This is a genomic window from Thermochromatium tepidum ATCC 43061, from assembly GCF_009664085.1.
GTDB classification, from domain to species: Bacteria; Pseudomonadota; Gammaproteobacteria; order Chromatiales; family Chromatiaceae; genus Thermochromatium; species Thermochromatium tepidum.
The window spans coordinates 2,335,919-2,359,749 of sequence record NZ_CP039268.1 but is presented as its reverse complement, the minus strand read 5'-3'; the positions used below and the strand labels follow the sequence as shown (position 1 = coordinate 2,359,749).

The 23,831-nt window shown below is 63.0% G+C and carries 23 protein-coding genes and 1 pseudogene; 8 read left to right on the top strand and 16 right to left on the bottom strand.

The window, feature by feature from the left end; all coding sequences use genetic code 11:
• Positions 1-106: 106 nt before the first annotated feature.
• The 4 genes from coaD (at position 107) to E6P07_RS10855 (ending at position 5,799) form a co-directional block, all read left to right on the top strand.
• Positions 107-583 (top strand): pantetheine-phosphate adenylyltransferase, encoded by a 477-nt coding sequence (coaD, locus tag E6P07_RS10870; RefSeq protein WP_153975626.1) that lies wholly within the window; start codon positions 107-109, stop codon positions 581-583.
• 63 nt (positions 584-646) lie between these two features.
• Positions 647-898 (top strand): YfhL family 4Fe-4S dicluster ferredoxin, encoded by a 252-nt coding sequence (locus E6P07_RS10865; protein WP_153975625.1) that lies wholly within the window; start codon positions 647-649, stop codon positions 896-898.
• A 335-nt stretch (positions 899-1,233) separates the two neighbouring features.
• Positions 1,234-2,679: a glycosyltransferase family 2 protein gene (locus E6P07_RS10860; protein ID WP_153975624.1), complete on the top strand. Its 1,446-nt coding sequence runs from the start codon at positions 1,234-1,236 to the stop codon at positions 2,677-2,679.
• Positions 2,680-2,811: 132 nt separating this feature from the next.
• On the top strand, positions 2,812-5,799 hold the full coding sequence (locus E6P07_RS10855) for a chemotaxis protein CheB (RefSeq protein WP_153975623.1): 2,988 nt from the start codon (positions 2,812-2,814) through the stop codon (positions 5,797-5,799).
• A gap of 108 nt (positions 5,800-5,907) precedes the next feature.
• Here the strand turns inward: E6P07_RS10855 and E6P07_RS10850 are convergent, their stop codons facing one another.
• The 6 genes from E6P07_RS10850 to E6P07_RS10825 all read right to left on the bottom strand — a co-directional run bounded on the left by E6P07_RS10850 (position 5,908) and on the right by E6P07_RS10825 (position 11,593).
• A complete protein-coding gene (locus E6P07_RS10850) occupies positions 5,908-6,537 on the bottom strand; it encodes a c-type cytochrome (protein ID WP_153975622.1) in 630 nt (209 codons plus the stop codon).
• 176 nt (positions 6,538-6,713) lie between these two features.
• Entirely contained in the window at positions 6,714-7,163 is a 450-nt protein-coding gene (locus E6P07_RS10845; protein WP_153975621.1) for a copper chaperone PCu(A)C, read from the bottom strand.
• Positions 7,164-7,187: 24 nt separating this feature from the next.
• Complete coding sequence (locus E6P07_RS10840; RefSeq protein WP_153975620.1) at positions 7,188-7,823, bottom strand: SCO family protein; 636 nt, start codon at positions 7,821-7,823, stop codon at positions 7,188-7,190.
• 130 nt (positions 7,824-7,953) lie between these two features.
• Positions 7,954-8,652, bottom strand: a complete 699-nt coding sequence (locus tag E6P07_RS10835; RefSeq protein ID WP_153975619.1) for a phosphatase PAP2 family protein — start codon at positions 8,650-8,652, stop codon at positions 7,954-7,956.
• Between the two features lie 3 nt (positions 8,653-8,655).
• Positions 8,656-10,776, bottom strand: a complete 2,121-nt coding sequence (locus E6P07_RS10830) for a PAS domain-containing sensor histidine kinase (RefSeq protein WP_162008629.1) — start codon at positions 10,774-10,776, stop codon at positions 8,656-8,658.
• A 25-nt stretch (positions 10,777-10,801) separates the two neighbouring features.
• The gene (locus E6P07_RS10825) at positions 10,802-11,593 is read right to left on the bottom strand and encodes an ABC transporter substrate-binding protein (RefSeq protein WP_153975617.1); all 792 of its coding nucleotides are present in this window, start codon (positions 11,591-11,593) and stop codon (positions 10,802-10,804) included.
• 139 nt (positions 11,594-11,732) lie between these two features.
• Here E6P07_RS10825 and E6P07_RS10820 point away from each other — a divergent pair, with 139 nt between their 5' ends.
• Complete coding sequence (locus tag E6P07_RS10820; RefSeq protein WP_153975616.1) at positions 11,733-13,244, top strand: eS19 family ribosomal protein; 1,512 nt, start codon at positions 11,733-11,735, stop codon at positions 13,242-13,244.
• Complete coding sequence (cowN, locus tag E6P07_RS14075) at positions 13,241-13,420, top strand: N(2)-fixation sustaining protein CowN (RefSeq protein ID WP_343031254.1); 180 nt, start codon at positions 13,241-13,243, stop codon at positions 13,418-13,420. Before E6P07_RS10820 ends, cowN begins: the two co-directional genes overlap by 4 nt.
• Here cowN and lipB read toward each other — a convergent pair.
• The 10 genes and pseudogenes from lipB to E6P07_RS10775 all read right to left on the bottom strand — a co-directional run bounded on the left by lipB (position 13,372) and on the right by E6P07_RS10775 (position 21,837).
• Complete coding sequence (lipB, locus tag E6P07_RS10815; RefSeq protein ID WP_425505166.1) at positions 13,372-13,929, bottom strand: lipoyl(octanoyl) transferase LipB; 558 nt, start codon at positions 13,927-13,929, stop codon at positions 13,372-13,374. The two genes, cowN and lipB, sit on opposite strands and share 49 nt — an antisense overlap.
• A 71-nt stretch (positions 13,930-14,000) precedes the next feature.
• On the bottom strand, positions 14,001-14,270 hold the full coding sequence (locus tag E6P07_RS10810; RefSeq protein WP_153975614.1) for a YbeD family protein: 270 nt from the start codon (positions 14,268-14,270) through the stop codon (positions 14,001-14,003).
• Positions 14,263-14,427 (bottom strand): annotated as a pseudogene (locus E6P07_RS13945) (D-amino acid aminotransferase); the annotation flags it as partial. The gene E6P07_RS10810 and the pseudogene E6P07_RS13945, both read right to left, overlap by 8 nt.
• 24 nt (positions 14,428-14,451) lie before the next feature.
• Positions 14,452-15,594 (bottom strand): D-alanyl-D-alanine carboxypeptidase family protein, encoded by a 1,143-nt coding sequence (locus E6P07_RS10805; protein ID WP_153975613.1) that lies wholly within the window; start codon positions 15,592-15,594, stop codon positions 14,452-14,454.
• A 111-nt stretch (positions 15,595-15,705) separates the two neighbouring features.
• Complete coding sequence (locus tag E6P07_RS10800; RefSeq protein WP_425505132.1) at positions 15,706-16,263, bottom strand: septal ring lytic transglycosylase RlpA family protein; 558 nt, start codon at positions 16,261-16,263, stop codon at positions 15,706-15,708.
• Between the two features lie 17 nt (positions 16,264-16,280).
• On the bottom strand, positions 16,281-17,411 hold the full coding sequence (gene rodA, locus E6P07_RS10795) for a rod shape-determining protein RodA (RefSeq protein WP_153975611.1): 1,131 nt from the start codon (positions 17,409-17,411) through the stop codon (positions 16,281-16,283).
• Positions 17,401-19,275 (bottom strand): penicillin-binding protein 2, encoded by a 1,875-nt coding sequence (gene mrdA / locus E6P07_RS10790; protein ID WP_153975610.1) that lies wholly within the window; start codon positions 19,273-19,275, stop codon positions 17,401-17,403. Before mrdA ends, rodA begins: the two co-directional genes overlap by 11 nt.
• A gap of 5 nt (positions 19,276-19,280) precedes the next feature.
• Complete coding sequence (gene mreD / locus E6P07_RS10785) at positions 19,281-19,799, bottom strand: rod shape-determining protein MreD (protein ID WP_153975609.1); 519 nt, start codon at positions 19,797-19,799, stop codon at positions 19,281-19,283.
• Positions 19,796-20,668 (bottom strand): rod shape-determining protein MreC, encoded by an 873-nt coding sequence (mreC, locus tag E6P07_RS10780; protein WP_281346829.1) that lies wholly within the window; start codon positions 20,666-20,668, stop codon positions 19,796-19,798. Before mreC ends, mreD begins: the two co-directional genes overlap by 4 nt.
• Before the next feature lie 122 nt (positions 20,669-20,790).
• Positions 20,791-21,837, bottom strand: a complete 1,047-nt coding sequence (locus E6P07_RS10775; RefSeq protein ID WP_153975607.1) for a rod shape-determining protein — start codon at positions 21,835-21,837, stop codon at positions 20,791-20,793.
• Between the two features lie 245 nt (positions 21,838-22,082).
• Here E6P07_RS10775 and gatC point away from each other — a divergent pair, with 245 nt between their 5' ends.
• Positions 22,083-22,370 carry an Asp-tRNA(Asn)/Glu-tRNA(Gln) amidotransferase subunit GatC gene (gene gatC, locus E6P07_RS10770; RefSeq protein WP_153975606.1) on the top strand — a complete coding sequence of 96 codons (288 nt, stop codon included), beginning with the start codon at positions 22,083-22,085 and terminating at the stop codon, positions 22,368-22,370.
• Positions 22,370-23,824 carry an Asp-tRNA(Asn)/Glu-tRNA(Gln) amidotransferase subunit GatA gene (gatA, locus tag E6P07_RS10765; protein ID WP_153975605.1) on the top strand — a complete coding sequence of 485 codons (1,455 nt, stop codon included), beginning with the start codon at positions 22,370-22,372 and terminating at the stop codon, positions 23,822-23,824. The genes gatC and gatA overlap by 1 nt, the downstream gene beginning before the upstream one ends.
• Positions 23,825-23,831 lie beyond the last annotated feature (7 nt).

Genomic DNA, 23,831 nt, shown 5'->3' with positions numbered 1-23,831 from the left:
CTATGTTGCGCGCCGGTGGTCCGAAGGGGGCTTGGCCATATCACGCTCGACCACCGAGCAAAGTCGCCGTCAAGCCGAGCACGTCAACTATTAAAGGAGCCGACGCTTGCGCACCGTGGTCTATCCAGGAACCTTCGATCCCATCACCAAAGGACACGTGGATCTCATCCATCGCGCGGCCCGGCTGTTCGATCGAGTGGTTGTGGCGGTTGCGGCTGACACTGGCAAGACGCCGGTGTTCTCGATCGAGGAGCGCGTAGAGCTGGTGCGTGGCAGTGTCATGGATCATCCCAATGTCGAGATCCTGCCCTTCGAGGGCCTGCTCGTGAACTTCGCGCGTGCCCTCGGGGTTTCGGTCATCATACGCGGGCTGCGGGCCGTCTCGGATTTCGAGTACGAGTTCCAGCTCGCGGGTATGAATCGACACATGGCTCCGGAGATCGAGACGCTCTTTCTTACCCCGTCCGAGCAATATGCCTATATCTCTTCGTCGCTGGTACGCGAGATCGCCCGACTCAAGGGCGATGTCTCGGCCTTCGTCACGCCAGCGGTACAGGCTGCATTGCACGCCCGGTTTGGATAAGATCTACGCTACACTCAACCCCAGCCAGATTTGTCTAACTAAAAAGCAGCAAGGAGTATTCCGATGGCCTTGATGATTACCGATGAGTGCATCAATTGCGATGTGTGTGAGCCCGAGTGCCCCAACGGCGCCATCTCGCAGGGTGACGAGACCTATGTGATCGACCCCAATCTCTGCACCGAGTGTGTCGGTCACTACGAGACCTCGCAGTGCGTCGAGGTCTGCCCGGTCGACTGCATCATTAAGGATCCCAACCACGAGGAGAGCGAGGAAGAGCTGCTCGCCAAGTACAAGCGCCTCACTGGCGAAGGCTGACTCCAGCCATCCGGGGAGGATCACGCTGAAAGCGCCCTCCGCCGCGGGGGCGTTTGTTATGAAAACACCTTTGGTGTCGTGCGGACCATCGGGCCGTCGTCGAAATTTCCTTGCGTGTCGGGCTTGTTGTTCTTAGGGGGCCGATCTATGCTGTAGCACCATTGGTCGCTGCGACCCATGCCTCCTGTCCGGGAGGCGTTTTCCGGCCCCCGCCGGTAGATTTCGGTAGGACATCAGAATCTAGTAAGTCCCAGATCAACGGCCGTTCATGGTCGACTGGGTGTCCGGTGTTCGTTCTGTCTCCAGTCCATCCCTCAGCCAGCGGAATTTAATCCATGCTTGCGGCCGAAACCTCGGTCGAGTACTACCTGATACTCGGCCTCGTCATCCTCGCACTCTGTTCGCTCAATCTGATCGTGTTGACCCTGGTGCGCCGCTTTATACCCGATCGGCGGCTCGCTGTGGCCAAGTTCGCCGACGCCGAATGTCCGCGTGTCCTGGTGCAATTACCGCTCTTTAATGAGGGCGATCTGATCGAGCGCCTCCTGGGAGCGGTCATGGCGCTCGACTGGCCGCGCGATCGACTGGAGATCCAGGTGCTCGACGACAGCCTCGACGGTTCGCTCGCCATCAGCCAGCGAGCGGTCGCCGCACTCAAGCAGCAGGGCGTGCACATCGAGCTCCTGCACCGCGTCCAGCGCACGGCCTTTAAGGCCGGGGCGCTCGCCGCTGGACTCGAACGCTCCAAGGCCCCCTTCGTCGCCATCTTCGACGCCGATTTCGTACCACCACCCGACTTTCTGCGCCGGACGGTCGGCGCACTCGTCGCCAATCCCGACCTGGCCTATGTCCAGACCCGCTGGGGCCATCTCAATCGCGATGAGAGTCTGCTCACCCGCGTTCAGGCACGCCTGCTCGACTCGCACTTTGGCGTCGAGCAAGAGGCGCGCTGGCGTCTGGGTCTGCCGCTGCCCTTTAACGGCACCTGCGGGTTGTGGCGCCGCGCGGCCATCGACTCGGCTGGGGGCTGGGACGGCGACACCCTCACCGAGGATCTGGATCTGAGCCTGCGCGCCACGCTCGCCGGCTGGCGTTCGGGCTTCATGGGCGATCTGGTGGTGCCCGGCGCGCTGCCGACCTCGCCGCGTGCCTGGCGTGTGCAGCAGTTTCGCTGGACCAAGGGCTTTGCGCAGTGTTTTATCAAGCTGATTCCGCTGGTCTGGCGGAGTCGGCACTTGGCTGCCTGGCAGAAGCTCATGATCAGCTTCCAGATTGGCCAGTCCTTGGCGTTTGTGGTGGGCGTGGCCTGTCTCATCATGGGACTGCCCTTCATGGCCGGCGCCGTGGTCGGCGGCTCCGGGCTGAGTCTGGTGGCCTTCGTCACCTCGTTTCTGGGCTTCGTGGCCCCCATCGCGTTTCTGGCCCAGGCTGGGCGCGGAGAGGGTCTGCATCTGACCTTCATCGAGATCCTGAGCGCCCTGGTGCTGACAAGTGGTTTGTTGCTGTCGAACGCGCGTGGCGGTCTGGAGGCCCTGCTTGGGCATCGCACCGAGTTCGTGCGCACACCCAAGGCCCGCGATCGCAAGACAGGGTACGCGCCCATCTGGCGCAATGGGGCACTGGAACTCGGTGCGGGTCTAGCCTTGCTCGGATTCGCCCTGGTCGAGCAGCCCGTCGCCGTGCTCTATCTGGCGATGCTGATCGGTGGTCTGGTCGGGATCGGCGCCATGCAGGTGATCGATGGTCTAGACCTGGCGCGACCAGCGAGCCTCCGGAACTGATCCGCGTGCGGGTTTGCTTATAATAAGCCGGATATTCGAATCGCTTTGTCGAGGACCCGCAGGCTCGCCAGACCAGCTGGTTAGCTGGAACGCGGTTCGACACCAATCTGTCGATAAGGAGCCGAGTGGTTTATGTCTAGCGACCCGAAAGCGACAGGCCATGCTGATCAGAGTCCGAGTCCAGGCCGATTTGACGGCTATGTGGTGGCCATCGGCGCCTCGGCCGGTGGGCTCGATGCCCTGGAGCGGTTCTTCCAGGGACTGCCAGCGGACACGGGCGCGGCCTATGTCGTGGTCCAGCATCTGTCGCCCGACCACAAGAGCATGATGGCCAATCTGCTTGCGCGTCACACGCGCATGCCGGTGGTGACCGTCGAGCACGACATGCGTATCGAGGCCAATCGGGTGCATCTGATCCCGCCGGCGAGCCTGATGACCGTCAGCGGCGATGTGCTGCGTCTGAGCCCCAAGAATCCGCGCGGTCTAACCCTGCCGATCGATCTGTTCTTTAGTTCGCTGGCCAAGGAATTCGGTAATCACGCCATCGGCGTCATCCTCTCCGGCACCGGTTCGGACGGCACGCGCGGCGCCGTGGCCATCAACGACGCCGGTGGCTTCCTGGTGGCCCAGGATCCGGAGACGGCCAAGTTCGACGGTATGCCGCGCAGTGTCATCGCCACCAGTCTGGTCGATGCCATCCTGCCGCCCGAGGAGATCGGGCCGCGTCTGCTCGACCATATCCATCAGCGCCCCCAGCCCAAGGTGCGCCCGCCCTCGATGGCGATGGAGATCGACCGCGACAGCGCCCATGAAGAGGTCATGCATCTGTTACAACATGCAGGCGGTATCGATTTCCGCGAGTACAAACCGGCCACCGTGATGCGGCGAATGGAGCGCCGGATGCAAGTACGCCAGACCCCGGATCTGCTCAACTATGTGCGGCTCCTGAGCAGCGATCGCGGCGAGCTGGCAACGCTCAGGCGCGAGCTGCTGATCCCGGTGACCAGCTTCTTCCGCGATCCAGACGCCTTCGAGGTGCTGGCCGAGACCGCCGTGCGTACCATCGTCAGCGATCACAACGGCAATCAGCCAATCCGGGTCTGGGTGCCGGGTGTGGCGACCGGCGAGGAGGCCTACTCGATCGCCATCCTGTTTGCCGAGGCGTTCGAAAAGGCGCGTCGCTGGCCGAACTTCAAGCTGTTCGCCACCGATGTCGAGCCGCAGAACATCGAGGTCGCCGGCGCTGGGGTCTTCACCGAGGCCATCACCGCCGAGATCTCGCCCGAGCGCCTGGAGCAGTTCTTCATCAGGCGCGGCAATCACTTTGTGGTCAAGACCGAGATCCGTCAGAGCATCGTCTTTGCGCGCCACAATCTGCTCGAGGATCCACCCTTCACCCGGATGGATCTGGTCTCCTGTCGCAATCTACTGATCTATTTCCGGCCCGAGGCCCAGGAGCGCGCCCTGCGCCGGTTGCAATATGCCCTGGCGCCCGGCGGTTTTCTGTTCCTCGGCCCGAGCGAGACCATCGCCAACCTGCATACGGATTTCACAGCGGTCAGCTCCAAGCACAAGATCTATCGCATCCTGCGCCATGTCGCCCTGCCGTTGGACGCGACCAATCCGCCACGCGCACGTCAGACGGCGATCGCGACCACGCCGCCGCGTCCAGGTGTGCGTACCCATGGCATAGCAACCGATGCCGCCGCGATCGATACGGCCCAGGGGTTGCTTCTGCACAGCTATGCACCGACCAGCCTGCTGCTCAACCAGCACCACGACCTGCTGCATGTCTTTGGCGACGTCGGCCCCTATCTACGCATCGGCGAGGGCAGCGTCAGCCTGGATCTGTCCAAGCTCCTGCCCAGCGCCCTGGTCGCCGTCGCCAAGGCGCTCCTCTACAAGGCCGCGCGCGATCGGGTACCCTTGCGTTCGGACATCATCGGGCTGACGCTTGCCGACGATCGCACCGAGCGCCTGCGTCTGGTGGCCCGTCCGGTCGAGCCGCCGGGCGGCGAGCTGCATCTGCTGTTGTCCTTCGAGCCAGTGACCCGTCATGGCCCGAACGATGTGCTGCCGCCCGAGTCGGGTCCGTTGCGCCTCATCGATGGCGAGGGCGCCGAGAAGATCGAGACCATCAGTCTGGATCAAGAGACCGTCCAGCGCATCGAGAACCTGGAGCGCGAGCTGGCCGCGACCCGCGAGAGCCTCCAGGCGACCATTGAGGAGCTTGAAACGGCCAATGAGGAGCTTCAAGCGACCAACGAGGAGCTCATGGCCTCCAATGAGGAGCTGCAAAGCTCCAACGAGGAGCTGCAATCGGTCAACGAGGAGCTCTATACCGTCAACGCCGAAAACCAAGAAAAGATCGAGATCCTCAACCGGCTCAACGCCGATCTCGATGGCATGGCCAAGGCCGCCTCCATCGCCACCGTCTTTGTCGACTCGCAGCTCCGTCTGACCCGCTTCACGCCCGAGGCCACGACGCTCTTCAAGATCCGCGACGGCGACCTGGGTCGTCCGATCGATGACTTCACCAATCTGCTCCAGTACCCGGACTTTATCACCGATCTGCGCCAGACCATCGACCGGGGGGAGATGTTCGAACACGAGATCAAGGCCGCTAACGACCGTCAGTATCTGGTGCGCGTCCTCCCCTATGCGGTGCGTGCCAGCGAACCGCGCGGGGCGGTCGCGACCTTTGTGGATGTGACCACCCTGCGCGACATCGAGCACCTACAGGCAGTGCTCGATTCTCTACCCGAACATATCGCCGTGCTCGACAGCAAGGGTGTCGTGACCATGGTCAACAACGCCTGGCGTGATTTTGCGCGCGCGCACGGCGATCCCGATCTTAAAGAGATTGGGGTCGGGGCCGATTATCTCGTCGCCTGTGAAAACGGGCGGCTCGCGAGTGCGCCCCATGCCGCCGAGGCGCTGGAAGGGATCAAGCAGGTCATGACCGGTGAGCGTTCTTCTTTTTGTCTGGAGTATTCGGCGCCGACCGACGGCGTGACTCAACGGTATCTGATGTATGTCGCACCGATCCGACATGTCCGCGGTGGTATCGTCGTCAGCCACATTAATATCACGAGTTGGGTCGAACGCAGGCATGACTAGCCGATCGCCTGTTCGTCCAAGCCGTGGCAAGGTAGAGTGAGCGCCCCACACTCAGCGCGAAAAAGGCCGCTTGTTGCGGCCTTTTCGATCGATCCTGTGGCTTGCGAATTACTTCGAGAGACCCTGGATATATTGCGACACGGCGGCGATCTCCTGGTCGGTCAGTCGCGCGGCGACACCACGCATCATGCCGTTGGGATCGTTGGCGCGCTCACCCGAGCGGAAGTGCTCTAGGGTCTGCTTGACATAGTCGGCGTGTTGGCCAGAGATGCGCGGGAACTTCGACAGACCCTGGCCCATACCGGCTGGACCGTGGCAGGCGCTGCACGCAGGCACGCCGGTCGCAGGATTGCCTGCTCGATAGAGCACCTCGCCCTTCGCGGCCAGTTCAGGATCGGCCTGGCCACCGCTCTGAGTCTGGGTCGAGAAGTAGGCCGCTACGTCACGGATCTCCTGCTCGGTCAGCGGCATCGCCATGGGCGTCATCTGGACGTTGTAGCGTTCTCCAGCCTTAAAGTTCGTCAACTGCTTGATGATGTACTCAGGATGCTGGCCGGCGAGTTTGGGCCACAGGGGTACGATGCTATTGCCTTGCGGTCCGTGGCACGCCATGCAGATGGCGTTGGCCTTTGCTTCGCCCCGCGCGGGGTCTGCCGGTTGGAGCCCCTCTGCGGCCCAGGTCGAACCGCTCGCCAAAACCGCCACTACTGAAACCGTTGTCAGCCAAGTCTTCTTCATGCGAGTGCCTAAAATGTTTGTTCGTATTCGCGGCCGAATCAGGCCAACGCCCGAGGGAGGGGAGTAAAAATCCGCTAATGTATATCAGACGCTTGACCCTTGGGTCAAACCGGATACCTGGATAGCTTGGTGGATCAAGAGACATTCGGTGCAGAGAGACCGCGTCCGGCTCAAGATTACATGGCGGGCGGCATCGACTCGATCCGCCGCACTGGCGCCTGGATCACCAGGCGCTCGCCGTCGTCCTGGATCAGTGTCAGCTCGATCCTTTGACCGGGCGTCAGCTCGGACTTGAGTCCGATCAGCATGAGATGGAGTCCGCCGGGTGCCAGCGTCTTGGTCTCACCGGCATTCACCGCGATCCGCTCGAGGCGGCGCATCCGCAGCATGCCGTTTTGTTCGACATGGGTGTGCAGCTCGACGGTCTCAGCGGCTGGACTCTCGGCGCCGATCAGGGCGCGCGCCTCGGTGCCGGGGTTGTGTAGCCTCATGAAGGCGGCACTGTTTGGCTGTCCGGGTGGTACGGCGCGGACATAGGGGTCGCCGACCTCCAGACCAGCGGCGCTGAGGGTCAGGCTGGTGCTCGACAAAAGGGCACCGACAAACAGGGTGCGGATCTGGTGCATCTTCGAAGGTCTCCGTGATGTCGATCAGGATTCTGGGCCGAATGCTCGGCGGATCGCGGCCCGGATGGTCTCGGGAGGACTGGCATGCCCGAGCGTCTCAACCAGTCGCCCGTTTGGGTCGATCACATAGGTGAAGGCCGAGTGATCGATCAGATCACCGAAGGCCGAGTCGCTGTCGGCGACGCGCCGATAGGCCGCGCCATAGCGTTTGGCGATCTCGGCCAGCTGCTCAGGTGTGCCTGTGAGTCCCAGGATATTGGGGTGAAAATAGGCGACATAGCCCGCCAGACGCCCTGGATCGTCGCGCTCGGGATCGACGCTGATGAAGAGCACGCGGGTACGCTCCAATTCGCTCGGTTGCAGCGAGCGTAGGGCCTCGGCAATCTGGACCAGATTGGTCGGACAGATGTCTGGGCAAAACGTGTAGCCGAAATAGACCAACACCACTTGTCCACGTAGATTGCTCAAGCGCACCGGGCCGGTAGCCGAATCTAGTGTAAAATCCCCCCCGACCGGCGGAGCGGACAGTTCCAGCGACGCCTGGTCGGCATCCGGCCCTGGAATCCCTGACCAGTGAAACAGAAACCCGATCAATAGCGTGGCGACCACCAGGAGCAAGGATTGGCCGATGATCGAGATCCTATTCTCGCGTGTCTGCATGCTGGCGTGTCTGAAGTGTGTTTTAGTCATTATCCGTGGTGGTGTCTGGCCTGTCGAGCCGAGGCCGCGTTAAATCGAGGGATTGGCGGATGTTTGCTGGGCTCCTGATGGCGATGCTGTCTTTACCGTTTTAGCGATCACGGCCATCTGCCGTCATCCGGCCTGCTCTGAAGAACACCCAGCCGAGCAGCCGATAACCGAACCACACCAGCAGTAGCGACGTGAGCACATCGCTCAAGAAATGCCCGCCCGCGACCAAACGTGCCACCCCAATGGCGAGTGTATAGATGAGTGCGATCCACACCCAGGCTGAACTGGGCCCCGCCAGGGTGGCGGCCACAGCTACCAGATAGGCCGCCGCCGCGACGTGTCCCGAACAGAAGGACCCTCCACCTTGGTCCGAGGGCACGAAGGCCGGGGTAAAGGTCTTGTCTCCTCCAAACTCGACTACGGTGACCGGTCGTGCCCGTCCCCAATGCCCCTTGAGGCCCTGGTTGACGATTAGACCCGGCACTAGGATCAGCAGACAGAGTAAAAACGCCAGCTTGCGCCCGTCAAAGTTCAGCCAGCGCCGCCCCAGGCGCCGGTTGAACCACCAGAGTGTGATCAGCGCCGGATTCACCACCACCATCAGGACTGCGACCGACTCATGGAGCGCGCGCTCCCAGGGGGTGCCTTTGAGCGTGAATCCGGCGCCGGGCGTGTAAAACAGCCCGGAGACGGCCAAATCGAGGCTTGGAAACGCCCAGAGCAGCAGCACAAGGCTACCAAGACCGATCCAGATGGAAGGACTCGACGGGGGTGGATGCAGATTGAACGCTAGACCCATGGATCAGTGCGGTGGAGATTCGGCAGACGGATCAGGGCGATGCGTCGACGGCTGAACCGGAATCCGCAGACTAAAGCGGCTGCCCCGTCCGGGTTCGCTCTCTAGGCTCAGGGTTGCGCCCAGTGCCTCGGCCAGACGACGCGCGATGGCCAGACCCAGCCCGGTGCCGCCATAACGGCGCGTATGCGAGCCGTCGGCCTGGACGAAGGGCTCGAAGATGCAGTCATGCAGCTCGACCGGAATGCCAATCCCGGTATCCGTCACATCGATGACGAGCCAGAGACGGCCATCGATGCCCGTCTCGGTGTCGAGCCAGGCGGCAAGCCGGACCTCGCCTTCGTGGGTGAATTTGACGGCATTGGCTGTCAGCTTGTCGAGTATTTGGTGCAAGCGCCCCGCATCGACGACCACGCATCCAGGTGCTGGACGGTGGGTGTCTAGAACGAGGGCCAGTCCCTTTTTCTCGGCTTGGGGGGCATAGACGGCCATGACATCCCGCACGATCCGGAGCGGATCGCAGGGGCCCGGCTGGATCTGGAGTTGCTCGGCGTCCATGCGGGTGTAATCCAGGATGTCGGCTAGGATGGCCAGCAGCGTCTCGGCGGAACGCTTGACGGCATCGAGCTGGCGACGCTGGCGCTCGCTTAGGTCCGATTCCAACAGCAGTTCGGTCATGCCCAGGATGCCGTGCATGGGCGTGCGCAACTCATGACTCATGGTCGAGAGGAAGGTCGTCTTGGCGCGTGCGGCACGCTCGGCGTGCTCCTTGGCCGCCAGCAGTTCGATCTCGTGACGTTTGCGTTCGGTGATGTCAGAGGTGACGCCGACATAGTGCTTGAGCTCGCCCTGTTCGTCGCGCACGGCATCGATGGTCAGGATCGCCGTATAGAGTTGGCCATCCTTGCGACGGTTGACGATCTCGCCGCGCCAGTGACCATAGGTGATGACGGCGTCCCAGAGGGCGCGATAGAAGGCCTGATCGTGTAGCCCAGAGGAGAGCAGGCGCGGATTACGGCCCAGCACCTCTGCGCTGCTGTAGCCGGTCATGCGCTCGAAGGCCGGATTGGTCGAGAGGATCTCGCCTGTGGGCGTGGTCAGCATGATGGCGTCGCTGCTGGCCTCGAAGACGCTGGAGGTCAGCCGGCGCTGGCGCTCCAGCTCGGCGCGCTGCTGTTCCAGATGCCGGCTTCGTAACCACAGCAGGAGAATGGCGACCGAGAGCGCCCCCAGGATCGGCACGACGATCATCGACAGCCGGTGCACCTCGCCGAGCCATTGGCGCTGGATGAACCGGCGGTCGAGATGGACGGCGATCACGGCTGGGTAGAGGCGCGAGACCCGATAGGCCGTCAGAACCCGATGGTTGCCAGTGAGTGTCTGTTCCAGCTCGCCCTGCTCTTGGTGCTCGAGCTGGGCCCGCACCGCGCCAGCCTGATCGTATCGTCCCGGGATGTCGTCAGGGCTGGACGAGAGTAGCAACAGGCCGTCGTAGCGTAGGAGCTGGACGCGACCTTCCTCGGTCGGCAGCCCCTGGCTGAAATGGTCGATGAAGTCGTCTGGGTTGAGCGCGGCGAGCCACCAGTAGGTCCCTTCATGGAGGCGAAAGCTGTACATGACTGGCACCAGACTCGATGAACGCGGTGGCGGCGGATCACCCGTGCTCGGCGTCGCGTTCGCCAGATCCCGTCCGATCCAGGGCCGACCGATGCGCAATTGCGTGCCGGCCAGACCGGCATCCGGATAGAACCCCCCCAGATCGATGCGCAGATCCAGGTTGCGCGCGTCCGAACTGGCGATCACCCGTCCCTCCGACGTCAGGATCGACAGTGAACGCAGAAAGGGCGAGGGACGCAGCAATGCGGTCAGATAGGCCGCGAGCGCGCTGTGGTCGGTCAGATCCTGGTCCGGCGGCAGATTGCCCACGCCCAGCTCGATGACCTGGAGTGTCTTGGTCAGAGAGTCCTCGAAGTGGCGCGCGTGCATCTGCGCCGCGATGAAACCGTCGTTGATGGCCTTGGCATGCAAGCGCCAGAGCGTAATGCCGAAGGCCGCCATCCAGCCGCTCGCCAATAAGACCAGGGCGGCCAGGATCAGGCCGTGTCGCTGTGATTCGCGGTGCGGCATGAATACGGCCAGATGCCAGGCTGGCTCAATGCACCACGATGGGTTCGAGTCCGTGACGCCGCGCCGCCTCCAGGAGTCGGCCATCGGTCTTGATCGTGGTGATGAAACGCTCGACGCGAGCGTAGAAGGCGTCGTCGCCAGGCGCCATGGCCCAGGCGTAAGGCGTGACGTGATAGCTTGCGCTCGGCGAGACGAGCCGCGCCCAGTCATGGTGTTTGAGCATACGTCGGCTGTAAGGATAGTCGGTCATGAAGACATCGGCCCGTCCCGATCGAACCTCCTGCTCGCGGGCATGGGGGGTATCGAACACGCGCAGTTCGGCGTACTGGAGTTTTTCGCGCATGATCGGCTCGTGCAACGTGCCCTTGGCCACGGCGACCACGGTGCCCGGTTGGTCGATGTCGGACCAGTCGCGGATGCGCCGATTGGTGCGGGTGGTGATGGCGTAGATGTCGCTGGCGAGATGCGGTTGGGTAAAGCGCAGGTGTTGCTGACGCGCCGGGGTAATGCCGATGGCGAACATGGCGATGTCGCAGCGGTCGCCGAGCACGTCCTCGATCAGGGTGGCGAAGCTGCTGTCGACGAATTCGACCTTGACTCCGAGTTCATGGGCCAGTTCGTGTGCCAGATCGATATCGATCCCCGAGAGTTGGAGCGTCTTGGGGTGGCGAAACGAGATGCCGTAGTAATCGGGCCAGATGCAGACACGCAGGGTCTGGGTGGTCTGGATGCGCTGGAGACGGTCCGCGCCGGCCATGACCAGGCCGTTCATGACGATCAGCACTGCCCCGACGAATAGCCTGAGTGTACTCGACATGGTGACTTGATCCTTGAAACTGTCTTGATAGGGACCATCGAGGCGCCCTGTGCGTGCAGATCGCCTCTGGATTCGCGCCCCGGCTTGACCTAGCCTAGGACCTACCCATGGTATCCGACCTCGAAGAGGGTTCAGTCCCATGCGTCTCTGGCTCGGCGCGCTCGCGCTCTTCGTCTCGTTCGACCTCTCGGCCGCGATCCCGGCCACACCCGTGATGACGGTCTACAAGTTCAACGGCCCACTGGACGTCCCCTATTACGACGCCGACCGCTTCGCCAGGGTCGGTACTGCCGCTGAACCTGCCGGGACCCTGGCGCAGGGCACCTCACTCATCCCCTGTCTGATGATCCGCGACGGCGAGCCGCTGACCGACAGGGATGGCACGCCCTATGTCGGCTTCGAGGTCGTGGTCGATCCGCGCTCGGCGACCCCGGACTCGACCGAGATCTTCAAGCGCGCCCTGGCCGAGCGCAAGGGACTCCAGGTACCCAACCATCACTGCCCGGCGAGCGTGCGTAACGTCATCCATGTACGCGAGCTCTATGCACTGGAAAAGGCGCCCTTCTTCGATCCGCCGCGCTCGGGCGGGCGCAGCGACTCGGCGGGCGGTGTCAGTGAACTCGACCGCATCGTGCGTGCCTTCCATGATTCCAACGAATGCGCCTCGGTCAACGCGCGTCTGACGCGCCGCCGTCAGGCCCTGGAGCGCGCCTGGGAGACGTTCATCGCCCGGCGCTCGGATCTCGGCTCGCCGACCATGCTCGAACGCGCCAAGCATCTGGATTACGCCATGCGCACCGCGCTCTACGAGGGCCATCTGGGACGGGGCTGTTCGGCCTATGGCGCCTGCGAGCGCAGTATCGTGGTGTTGTCGATCCGCAATCGCGCCCTCCAGTGTCAAGTCCGTCAAGGCTGTCGCTTTCCAGGCGACATCCAGGGCGTCGCTTCTACACCCTCGCAATACAACATCTGGGACGAGTATCTGACCCAGATCTCGGGGTTGACCGCCTGCTATCTGCGTCCGGATCTGGCCGAACACGACAATTATGCCAAGCTCCAGGCCATGTATGCCCAGACCGTGCCGGATGCCGAGCAGATCCTCTATGGCGGTGATTCGGGTCTGCGCGCCGTCTTCCCCGGCAACAGTCTGATCGAGTTGACCAACACGCGCCATTACTACCACGCCCCGGCCATGGGCCAATGCTTTCCCAACCACGACCGGGTCGAGTACATGACCGGCGCCGTGGCACGCAAGGATGGTGACTTTGCGCTCATCGCCAATACCCGGATCGAGGTCGGGATCAAGTCCGGCTGGGGCTATACCTTCAAGGAGTTCCTGGTCACTCAGGAGCCGGATCGCGATGTCGTCCGCGTCCAGGACAGCTATCCGGGCTTTCTGGTCGATGCGCGCAAGGTCTCGCTGAAGCGTCCGGATGACTGTTTGCCCTATGGCATCCCGGGCGGCTGTCCTTCGCTTGGTACCGGACGCTATCGCAAGGTGCCGAACTGGCTCGGTTCAGGTGAGCCGGTTGAACTCCATTGCCGGATCGCCGATCGCGGCGAGACCTGCCAGGGGGCGGGTACGATGCGCGCGGTGAGTGTCGGCGGTACCTGTGACAAGGAGATGCGTCCGGTGGCGCGGGTGCCCTGAGACGCGAATTTGGCCTCGTCGTCGGCAGTCAGGTCAACCATATCCGTGCCCTGTTCAAGCACTACGGACACCGCGAAGGGCTGGATCTGCTCGACCGGATCGAGGACGAGTGCTGCTTGAGTCGGCCTCAATCCCGTCGGTTCAGGTGTCGCGGCAGGATCTCGCCCAGCGCCTGAGCCGTCTCGATGAGCGTGATCCCTGGGGCGTGATCGACGAGCCGGGTGACGGTCAGTCCGACATAGCCGCAGGGATTGATGCGACCGAAGGGCTCCAGGTCCAGGTCGACATTGAGCGCCAGACCGTGATAACAGCAGCCATGACGCACGCGCAGACCCAATGACGCGATCTTGGACCCGGCGATATAGACGCCAGGTGCATTGGCGCGCCGCTCGGCCGCGACGCCGTGCGTGGCCAGCAGCTCGATGATCGCCTGTTCCAGTCGATTCACCAGCCGTTTGATGCCGATCCCCGCGCGGTGCAGATCGAGCAGCAGATAGGCAACGAGTTGCCCCGGACCATGATAGGTGACCTGCCCGCCGCGGTCGGTCTGGATCACCGGAATCTCCCCAGGGGCGAGCAGATGCTCGGGACATCCGGCCTGACCGAGGGTGAAGACCGGCGGATGTTCGAGCAGCCAGAGTTCGTCCGGCGTATCCGCCTCGCGCGTATCTGTGAAGGCGCGCATCGCGGCCCAGGTCGCCCGATAGTCCTGGAGCCCGGGCAGATAGCGGATGCGCAACAGACAGGGTGGTGTGTTCACAGCGCCCAGGCCACCAGCTCGTGGGCGCAGAGTTCCTGATAGATGGCGTCGAGCTGGTGTTTGCTGTGGGCCTCGAAGGTCAGGGTGACGGCAATCCATTGGCCCCCTCGGCTCTCGCGCACCGAGATCGCCGTCTCGTCGACGCCCTCGGCATGACGGCTGACGATCTCGACCACCACCGCCTCCAGACCGCGCCCGGACGGTCCCATGACCTTGAGCGCAAAGCGGCAGGGAAAGGTCAGCAGGGTTTGCTGTGGATCAGACATGGCCTTCAGGCACCCACGCCTTGTCGTCTTGATAAAGCGCATCCATCCGCCGCCAGAACGACCCTGGACGCCCATCGCCCACCGGCTCGCCTCGAAGCCGCGTCACCGGTAGAACCTCGCGCGTCGAGCGGCTGAGCCAGATCTCGTCGGCCGCACGCCGGGTATCGAGCGCGATCGTCCACTAGAACATCCGCAACACGCTGTCCTTGACCTGACGCCAGAGACCGCCCTTGGGCAGATCCTGGAGGGCGATGAGCGGAATGCGCGTAATCTCCTCCTCGCCCATCAAGACGACGATATCACCGAGTCGCTCGCCCCGGGCGATGGGGGCGTTCATGTCCGAGGTCTTCTCGATGCGCGCGCTGAGCTTGGCATACTGGCCGCGCGGAATGGTGGCGACCACGTCGCGTTCCGGACCCGCCGGCAGCGTTTCCTGTTCGCCAAACCAGACACGCAGGTTCTGGATCGGCTGACCGACCGGATAGAGCTTGTGACTCTCGTAGGTCCGGAAGCCATAGTTGAGCAGCGCCAGGCTGGCCTCAGCGCGCGCGCGGGGCGTGGGCGCACCCATCACGACCGAGATCAGGCGCATGTCGTCGCGTTTGGCCGAGCCGATCAGACAGTAACCGGCCGCCTTGGTGTAGCCGGTCTTGATGCCGTCGGCCGTGGGGTCGCGTCTGAGCAGCGGGTTGCGGTTCTGCTGGGTGATTCCGTTGTAGGTGAACTCAAGGGTGGAGTACCAGGCATAGTACTCGGGGAACTCGCGGATCAGGGCCGCGGCGACCCGGGCCATGTCGCGCGCCGTCGTATAGAGCTCCGGGTCCGGCAGGCCATTGGGATTGGTGAAATGACTGTTGGTCATGCCAAGCCGCTTGGCATGGGCGTTCATGAGATTGGCGAAGGACTCGACATTGCCCGAGACGTATTCGGCCAGGGCCACGCTGGCATCATTGCCCGACTGGATGATCATGCCCTTGAGCAGATCCTCTAGACTGACCTGCTTGCCGACCTCGATGAACATCTTGGAGCCGCCGGTGCGCCAGGCGCGCTCGCTGATCGTCACGCGATCGCTGAGACTGATGCGCCCCGAGGCCAGTTCGCGAAACACCGTATAGGCGGTCATGATCTTGGTCAGGCTCGCCGGCTCGACCCGCTCATCGGCATTGAGCTCGGCTAGGGCCTTGCCTGTATGGAAGTCGACCAGTAGATAACCCCGGGCCTCCAGCTCGGGTGGGGCGGGCGTGGTCGTTTGCGCGCCGACGGGCAGGCCGAAGTTGAGCAGCAACAGGAACCACGGGAGCAGGCGCTTGATGGCTGATTTCATGGATGATCCGAACACTCGGGGTGACGAGGGAGTTTGTCGCGTATTTTACCGCTTAAATCGTAAAAATGGCACAGTGTTTCAGTTTTGCAGCGCAGCCGCGGGCTGGGTTGGTCAGTTGGTGTCGGTCGATCGCTCGGCCCGATCGGCCAGGAAGGATAAAAGGCCCCAGAAGCGTCGCCTGGGTTCGATGGCCCGTACCTCGACCCGCGCCGTACCCTGGTTTTTCATCCCGAGCTTGACGGCGGCCGTATAAGAGAGGTCGATGACGCGATCATCTTGAAAGGGACCGCGATCGTTGATCCTTACCACGACGCTGCGTCCGTTCTCGAGATTGGTGACGCGCACATAGGTCGGCAGAGGGAGCGTCTTGTGCGCCGCGCTCATGGCGTACATGTCGTAGGTCTCGCCCGAACTGGTCTGGCGACCATGGAAGGGCTGCCCATACCAGGAGGCCAGCCCGCGTTCGACATAGCCGCGCGCGGACTTCTTGATGTAATAGCGCCGTCCGAAGACCACATAGGAATCGGGGTTGCCCAACCTGGCCAGTGGCTCGAACCTCGGCACCGCGTCCGGGATGCGGGCGATCGCCTCGTCGTCGAGTTCACCCCGACTGGCACAGCCTGTCAGCGCGAGCAGCAGGAGGGCGCTGATGGGGGTTAGGACGAGCATAACACGCATGATCCGACTCATTTTTTGGCACGATGGGTCTCGATCGACATCAGTATCCCGAAACCGGCCATGAGTGTCACCATCGAGGTGCCTCCATAGCTGATCAATGGCAGAGGCACGCCGACCACCGGCAGCAGGCCGGTGACCATCCCCGTGTTGACGAACAGATAGATAAAGAACACCAGCGTCAGCCCCCCGGCGAGCAGACGCTCGTAGTTATCCTGGGCGCGCACGGCGATCATGAGTCCGCGTCCGATGATGAACAGATAGAGTGCCATCAGCGCCAGGATGCCGGTAAAGCCGAATTCTTCGCCGATGACGGCGAAGATGAAGTCGGTGTGGCGCTCGGGCAGGAACTCCAGATGCGATTGGGTGCCGTTGAGCCAGCCCTTGCCCGAGAGCCCGCCCGAGCCGATGGCGATCTGTGACTGGATGATGTGATAACCACTCCCCAATGGATCGGACTGCGGGTCGAGCAGCGTCATGACACGCTCGCGTTGATAATCGTGCATGTGCATCCAGACCAGAGGCATCACGGCAGCCACCAAGAGCGCCATTCCGAGGATCATGCGCCAGCTCAACCCGGCGATGAAGAGCACCATGACGCCCGCGCTCAGCACCAGCAGGGCGGTGCCCAGATCCGGCTGCTTGGCGATCAGCCCGACCGGGATCAGGCTCAGGACGGACGCCAGCAGCACGCCCAACAGACGTGGCGGCAGCGGACGCAGGGACAGCACCCAGGCCACAGTCATGGGCACGGCGAGCTTGAGCAACTCCGAGGGTTGGAAACGCACCAGGCCGAAATCCAGCCAACGTCGAGCACCCTTGCCGATGTCTCCGAAGAGGAGTACGGCCACCAGCATCAGAACACCGAATACATAGAGCCCCAGCGACCAGCGCTTGAAGTAGCTGGAAGGCACCTGGGCAATGGCCAGCATGAGGCCGAAGGCGACGACCAGTCGTGCCAGCTGGCGCTCGATCATCAACCAGTCCTTGTCGCCGGCGCTGTAGAGCACCATGAGACCGAATCCGCACAGTGCCAGCAGTCCGGTCAGGAGCGGGGCGTCGATGTGGCGCCGACGCAACCAACCCTCGTCCGTGGTCTCGATCTCCCAGATCGCCCGTGAGGACAGGGGATCAGTCGCCATCGTCCTTCGACTCCGACGCGTCTGCCAGCGGCCTACCGCCGAGATAGGCATCGATCACCCGGCGTGCGATCGGCGCGGCGGTCCCGCTCCCTGAACCGCCGTTTTCCACCATCACGGCCACAGCGATGCGCGGATCCTCGACCGGGGCGAAGGCGATAAAGAGGGCATGATCGCGCAGACGTTCCGAGATCTTGGAGGCGTCATAGCGTTCCTTCTGGCCGATGGTGAAGACCTGTGAGGTGCCGGTCTTGCCGGCGATGCGGTAATCGTTGGAACGGATGTGTTTGGCAGTTCCGCGTGGACTCTCAATGACCTTCGCCATGTCCTCGATGATGATGTCCCAGTCGGACGGATTCGAGATGCGGATCTGGCGCGCCACCGTGGGGAAGACGGTCGCTACGTCGGCACCCGGAACCCGGCGCGCATAGGCCAGTCGCGGCTGGATGAAGCGTCCCTTGTTGGCTATGGCGGCGGCCGCCGCCGCCAGCTGCATGGGTGTGGCCAGGAAATAGCCCTGACCGATGCCCATGATGAGGGTCTCACCCGGATACCAGGACTGCTTGCGCACCCGCTCCTTCCATTCACGCGAGGGCAGCAATCCGGGCAGCTCGCCCGAGACGTCGACGCCGGTGCGCGCACCAAAGCCGAACTCCGAGAGGAAGGCATGCAGTTTGTCGACCCCCATCTGGTTGGCCAGCCAGTAGAAATAGGTGTCACAGGACTGCACGATGGCCGACTCCAGGTCGACCGTGCCGTGTCCGCCGCGCCGCCAGCAGCGGAAGCGGTGTTTTTGGCCCGGCAGTGAGAAGTATCCCGGACAATAGGTCGTGCTGCGCGGCGTCACGAAGCCGAGCGACAGGCCGCCGAGTCCGACGAAGGGCTTGACCGTCGAGCCGGGCGGATACTGACCACGAATGGCGCGATTGTAGAGCGGTTTGTCGGGCGAATGGAGCAGGGCGTTGTAATCGCTCTGGCTGATGCCCTCAACGAAGAGGTTGGGATCGAAGCTCGGGGTGCTGACCAGGGCCAGCACGCCACCGCTGCGCGGATCGATGGCCACGATCGCGCCGCGATGCGTGCCAAGCGCCTCGGTGGCCGCCTGTTGCAGCCCGATGTCGAGATAGAGATAGAGATCCTGACCCGGGGCCGGGGGTGTGCTCTCGAGCGTGCGCAGGATGCGGCCACGCGCATTGACCTCGACCTGGCGATAGCCGACCTTGCCGTGGAGCACGTCCTCGTGGGCCAGCTCGACCCCGCTTTTGCCGATGAAGTTGGTACCGGCATAGTTGCCCTTGTCGATGTGCGCGAGCTCGCGGTCGTTGATGCGTCCGACATAGCCGAGCACATGGGCCGTGAGCTCGCGTTTTGGATAGAACCGGATCAGCTCGGCCTGGACCTCAACCCCGGGAAAACGGTAGCTATCGACGGCAAAGCGCGCGACCTCCTCGGGGGTGAGGTTCAAACGGATCGGGACCGGTTGAAAGCGCATGCGCTGACGTTTGAGCCGCTCGAAGCGGGCCAGATCCACCTCCTCGATCGATAGGATCCGTCTGAGCTCGGCAATGGTGGCGGTCAGATCCTCGACCTTCTCGAGCGTGATCATCAGCGAGAAGGAGGGGTTGTTTTCAGCCAGCACCACGCCCTTGGCGTCGAAGATCAGCCCCCGGTTGGGCGGCACCGGCTGGATCTTGACCCGGTTCTCGGTCGAGAGCACGCTGAAGTGGTCGTGAAGCTCCAGCTGAAGATGGTACAGCCGTGCCAGGATCAGGCTCAGACCGAGGACGACAAATACTGCGGCGACGCCAGCCCGCGCCCTGACCAGGCGCTGTTCGCGCCGGCGATCCTCCAGACTGCTCTCAAGCATGGCAGTCAACTCATCTCCAGACGACGTTCGAAGGGCACCAACAGCCAGGCCATGATCGGCCAGAAGGCCAGGCCGACCAACGCCGAGATCCAGTAAGTCAGGGCCGGAATCGGCTGGCCGGTCGCGGCGATGATCCAGAGCGTCAGCAGGCGTTCGGCCAGCAGGATCAGGGCCACGAAGAAGGCCTGCTGCCACTGCGGAAAGATCCGGATGCGTGGGCGCAGCACTAGGGCCAGATAGGCCGTGACCGAAAGGGTCAGCGCGTGCTGACCGAGCAAGGCGCCTGTGAGCACGTCGAGCAGCAGGCCAACCAGGAAAGCGGTGAAGATGCCGACCTGGCGCGGTGTCGCGAAACACCAGAAGAGCACGACCAGGGCGGACCAGGGGGGACGATAGTCCCAGGGCCAATCCGACACTGGCAGGATGGTCAGATACATCGCCAGGATGAATGAGAGCATGATCGGCCAGAAAGGTTGATGAGGCCTGTAGGACGGTTTGCCCGAACGCTTCTTGATGATCTTCACGGCGCCATGTTTTTGGGTTTGAGTGCCTCGGCGGTCAGGGCCTGCAGGCGCGAGGTCTCATTCAGATTCCAGACCAGGAGGACTTCGCGGCTGCGATCGAGTCGGGCTGTGGGCTCGGCCAGGACGGTGGTGAAGGGGTTGTCCGGATCCTGACGCACGGTCTTGACCCGCGCCACCGGATAACCGGGGGGAAAACGCCCGTCCATGCCCGATGTCACCAGCAGGTCACCGACCTGGATGTCGGCGTTCTTGGGGATGTAGAGCAGCTCCAGATCATGATTCGGCCCGGTGCCAGCGGCGATGGTGCGCAGTCCGTTGCGGTTGACCTCGACCGGCAGGGCGTGATCCGAGTCGGTGATCAGGAGTACCACCGAGGAGAAGGGATTGACGCGGATGACCTGTCCCATCACGGCATTGGCGTCGAGCACCGGCTGACCAACGAAGACCCCGGCGTTGGTCCCCTTGTTGAGCAAGACCTGCTGACGATAGGGCGCGAGTTCGACGGCCATGATCTCGGCGATCAGCACCCGTTCGCCGACGTCGAGCGAGGAGCCGAGGAGCTCGCGCAGCCTCGCGTTCTCGGCCTCCAGGGCCTCGAACTGCTGGAGTCGCGCCTTGAGCAATAGGTTCTCGCGATGCAACTCGGAGTTTTCGTCACGCAGCCTGTCCTGGCTGGCGAGACGTTCGCGCGCCTCACGGAAGAGCTGACTGGGGCGATCAGCGGCTAGCTGCAGCGGATAGGTCAGGAGTGAGAGTGCCGTGCGCAGCAATTCGAGATGATGCTGACGATGATCGGCCACCAACAACCCTAATGCCATCAGAATCGCCAGGATGACGCGGGCATTGAGTGACGGACCTGGATTGAACAGCGGTTTGATGACGGCAGCACCTCAGCTTCCAGCCTCCAGCGTTCAGCTCCAAGCCTTCAGCCTCCAGCCAGAACATTCCTTCGGCTGGTCGCTGGCGGCTGGTAACTGGCGGCCGAGTCATGTCATTCGGTCGCGAATAGGGCGCTCTCCTGGGAGTCGAGCATCTCCAGCACCATGCCGCCGCCACGGGCAACACAGGTCAGCGGATCCTCGGCCACGATCACCGGCAGCCCGGTTTCCTCCTCGATCAGCCGGTCGAAGCCGCGCAAGAGCGAACCCCCGCCGGTCAGCACAATGCCGCGCTCGGCGATATCGGCGCCCAGCTCGGGTGGGGTCTTTTCGAGCGCCATCTTGACCGCCTGGACCACCATCGATAACGGCTCCTGCAAGGCCTCGAGGATCTCGTTGCTGTTAAGCGTAAAGCTGCGCGGCACGCCCTCGGCCAGACTACGGCCCTTGACGTCGATCTCCAGTACCTCATTGCCGGGGAAGGCCGAGCCGATGCTGTGCTTGATGCGTTCGGCGGTGGCCTCACCGATCTGGGTGCCATAGTTACGGCGCACATAGTTGATGATGGCATCGTCGAAGGTATCGCCCCCGACTCGCACCGACTCGGCATAGACGATGCCGCTCAGTGAGATCACTGCCACCTCGGCCGTGCCGCCGCCAATGTCGATGACCATACAGCCACGTGGCTCGTGCACCGCCAGTCCGGCACCGATGGCGGCCGAGATGGGCTCCTCGATCAGATAGACCTCGCGCGCCCCAGCGCCCGCGGCCGATTCTTTGATGGCGCGGCGCTCGACCTGGGTCGAGCCGCAGGGCACGCAGATGAGCACGCGCGGGCTGGGACGCAGGAAGCTGGTTTCATGGACCTTGTGGATGAAATACTGGAGCATCTTCTCGGTGACGGTGAAGTCGGCGATGACGCCGTCCTTCATCGGCCGGATCGCGGTGACGTTTTGAGGGGTGCGCCCGAGCATCTGCTTGGCCTCCTCGCCGACGGCCACCACCGTCTTGGTTCCTCCATGGCGTTCGTGCCGGATGGCCACGACCGAGGGTTCATTGAGTACGATGCCGCGGCCACGGGCATAGATCAGTGTATTGGCGGTCCCCAGGTCGATCGATAGGTCATTGGAGAACATTCCGCGAATGTTTCTGAAAAACATCAGTAAAGACACCTTCCGGGTGGTAAAGGAACGCCTTGGATGGGCGCGGCGTCGCCGAGGATGAGTGAGCCGGATCTCGGTTCCGATACGGGATCCCTGGATAATTGGGGCGCTAATCTAGCAACGTGAACCTCGATCGGCAAGGCGCCCGCTGTGTCGCTCCGCCGGACCCTCGGGTCGAGTGGCCCGCCCGAACGCTCATTTGTGCTATTTTCAACCAATTTCATCGCCAACGGCTGTCCAACATGTCACTGAGCTTATCCGACATCGACAAGATCGCCCATTTGGCCCGGCTCGCCGTCGCTCCCGAGCGGCGCGCGCGCTATGCGGCGGATCTTTCCAATATCCTCGACCTGGTCGCCCGGATGGATACCGTCGATACCTCGGGCATCGAACCCCTGGCCCATCCGCTGAACATGACCCAGCGTCTGCGTCCGGATGTCCCCAATGAAACCAATCAACGCGAACGCTTTCAGTCCATCGCCCCCCTGACCGAGGCTGGACTCTATCTGGTTCCGAAGGTCATCGACTGATGCAGAACAAATCCATTGCGCAAATGGCCGCGGATCTGCGGCTACGTACCTATTCCAGCGTCGAGCTGACGCAGCATTATCTGGAGCGCATCGCGCGGCTCGATCCGATGCTAAACGCCTTCATCACGGTCGCGACCGAATCGGCGCTTGCGGCGGCCGAGCGCGCCGACCGGACGCTCAGATCGGGTGAGACCGGGCCGCTGACCGGCATCCCGATCGCCCACAAGGACATCTTCTGCACCCAGGGACTCAAGACCAGCTGCGGTTCGCGGATGCTCGATAACTTCATTGCCCCCTATGATGCGACCATCGTCGAGCGGCTGGCGGCGGCCGGGGCTGTGGTGCTTGGCAAGACCAACATGGATGAGTTCGCCATGGGGTCGAGCAATGAGACGAGCTGGTATGGTCCGGTCAGGAATCCCTGGGACCAGACCCGAGTTCCGGGTGGTTCCTCGGGCGGCTCGGCGGCAGCCGTGGCCGCGCGGCTGTGCGCAGCGGCCACCGCGAGCGACACTGGCGGCTCGATCCGCCAGCCGGCGGCACTGTGCGGCGTCACCGGGATCAAACCGACCTATGGACGCTGTTCACGCTGGGGCATGATCGCCTTTGCCTCTTCGCTTGATCAGGCTGGGGTCATGGCGCGCTCGGCGGCGGATGCGGCCTTCATCCTCGATGAGATGGCCGGTTTCGACGAACGCGACTCGACCAGCGCCGAGGTCCCGGTCCCTGACTATGTCGACGCGCTCGACGACGACATCACAGGGTTGCGCATCGGTCTGCCCAAGGAATATTTCGGCGAGGGACTCGATCCGCGCGTCGGTGAGGTGGTCATGGACGCGATCAAGGAGTATGAGCGGCTCGGTGCCGAGATCATCGAGATCAGCCTACCCAACAGTCCGCTCTCGGTGCCCGTCTACTATGTGGTTGCGCCCGCCGAGTGCTCATCGAACCTGGCGCGCTTCGATGGGGTACGCTATGGCTATCGTTGCGAGAACCCGAAAGACCTATTGGACCTCTATGAGCGCAGTCGCGCCGAGGGGTTCGGTCCCGAGGTCCAGCGTCGGATCATGATCGGCACCTATGTGCTCTCGGCCGGCTATTACGACGCCTACTATCTCAAGGCGCAGAAGATCCGTCGGCTGATCGTCGAAGACTTCAAGCGCGCCTTCGAGCAGGTCGATGTCATCATGGGGCCGACCAGCCCCACGACTGCCTTTCCACTCGGATCCAAGCTGGACGATCCGGTGTCGATGTATCTCAACGACATCTACACCATCGCCACCAATCTGGCTGGATTGCCGGGGCTGTCGATCCCGGTTGAACCCGTCGACGGCCTGCCGGTCGGCTTGCAGATCATCGGCAACTACTTTCAAGAGGCCCGTCTGCTCAATGTGGCACACCGCTACCAGCACGTGACGCACTGGCACCAAGCAGCGCCGGTCGGTTTCGAGTGAGCAGGCA

Bases quoted from the DNA above. Each gene is read 5' to 3' on its own strand.
- E6P07_RS10850 (WP_153975622.1), bottom strand. From the start codon at position 6,537: ATGAAGAAGACTTGGCTGACAACGGTTTCAGTAGTGGCGGTTTTGGCG.
- E6P07_RS10855 (WP_153975623.1), top strand. From the start codon at position 2,812: ATGTCTAGCGACCCGAAAGCGACAGGCCATGCTGATCAGAGTCCGAGT.
- E6P07_RS10835 (WP_153975619.1), bottom strand. From the start codon at position 8,652: ATGGGTCTAGCGTTCAATCTGCATCCACCCCCGTCGAGTCCTTCCATC.
- E6P07_RS10830 (WP_162008629.1), bottom strand. From the start codon at position 10,776: ATGCCGCACCGCGAATCACAGCGACACGGCCTGATCCTGGCCGCCCTG.
- lipB (WP_425505166.1), bottom strand. From the start codon at position 13,929: ATGCGCGCCTTCACAGATACGCGCGAGGCGGATACGCCGGACGAACTC.
- E6P07_RS10775 (WP_153975607.1), bottom strand. From the start codon at position 21,837: ATGTTTTTCAGAAACATTCGCGGAATGTTCTCCAATGACCTATCGATC.
- E6P07_RS10865 (WP_153975625.1), top strand. From the start codon at position 647: ATGGCCTTGATGATTACCGATGAGTGCATCAATTGCGATGTGTGTGAG.
- E6P07_RS10800 (WP_425505132.1), bottom strand. From the start codon at position 16,263: ATGCTCGTCCTAACCCCCATCAGCGCCCTCCTGCTGCTCGCGCTGACA.
- mrdA (WP_153975610.1), bottom strand. From the start codon at position 19,275: ATGCTTGAGAGCAGTCTGGAGGATCGCCGGCGCGAACAGCGCCTGGTC.
- E6P07_RS10820 (WP_153975616.1), top strand. From the start codon at position 11,733: ATGCGTCTCTGGCTCGGCGCGCTCGCGCTCTTCGTCTCGTTCGACCTC.
- E6P07_RS10840 (WP_153975620.1), bottom strand. From the start codon at position 7,823: ATGCAGACACGCGAGAATAGGATCTCGATCATCGGCCAATCCTTGCTC.
- E6P07_RS10805 (WP_153975613.1), bottom strand. From the start codon at position 15,594: ATGAAATCAGCCATCAAGCGCCTGCTCCCGTGGTTCCTGTTGCTGCTC.
- gatA (WP_153975605.1), top strand. From the start codon at position 22,370: ATGCAGAACAAATCCATTGCGCAAATGGCCGCGGATCTGCGGCTACGT.
- E6P07_RS10810 (WP_153975614.1), bottom strand. From the start codon at position 14,270: ATGTCTGATCCACAGCAAACCCTGCTGACCTTTCCCTGCCGCTTTGCG.
- E6P07_RS10860 (WP_153975624.1), top strand. From the start codon at position 1,234: ATGCTTGCGGCCGAAACCTCGGTCGAGTACTACCTGATACTCGGCCTC.
- E6P07_RS10825 (WP_153975617.1), bottom strand. From the start codon at position 11,593: ATGTCGAGTACACTCAGGCTATTCGTCGGGGCAGTGCTGATCGTCATG.
- gatC (WP_153975606.1), top strand. From the start codon at position 22,083: ATGTCACTGAGCTTATCCGACATCGACAAGATCGCCCATTTGGCCCGG.
- E6P07_RS10845 (WP_153975621.1), bottom strand. From the start codon at position 7,163: ATGCACCAGATCCGCACCCTGTTTGTCGGTGCCCTTTTGTCGAGCACC.
- rodA (WP_153975611.1), bottom strand. From the start codon at position 17,411: ATGGCGACTGATCCCCTGTCCTCACGGGCGATCTGGGAGATCGAGACC.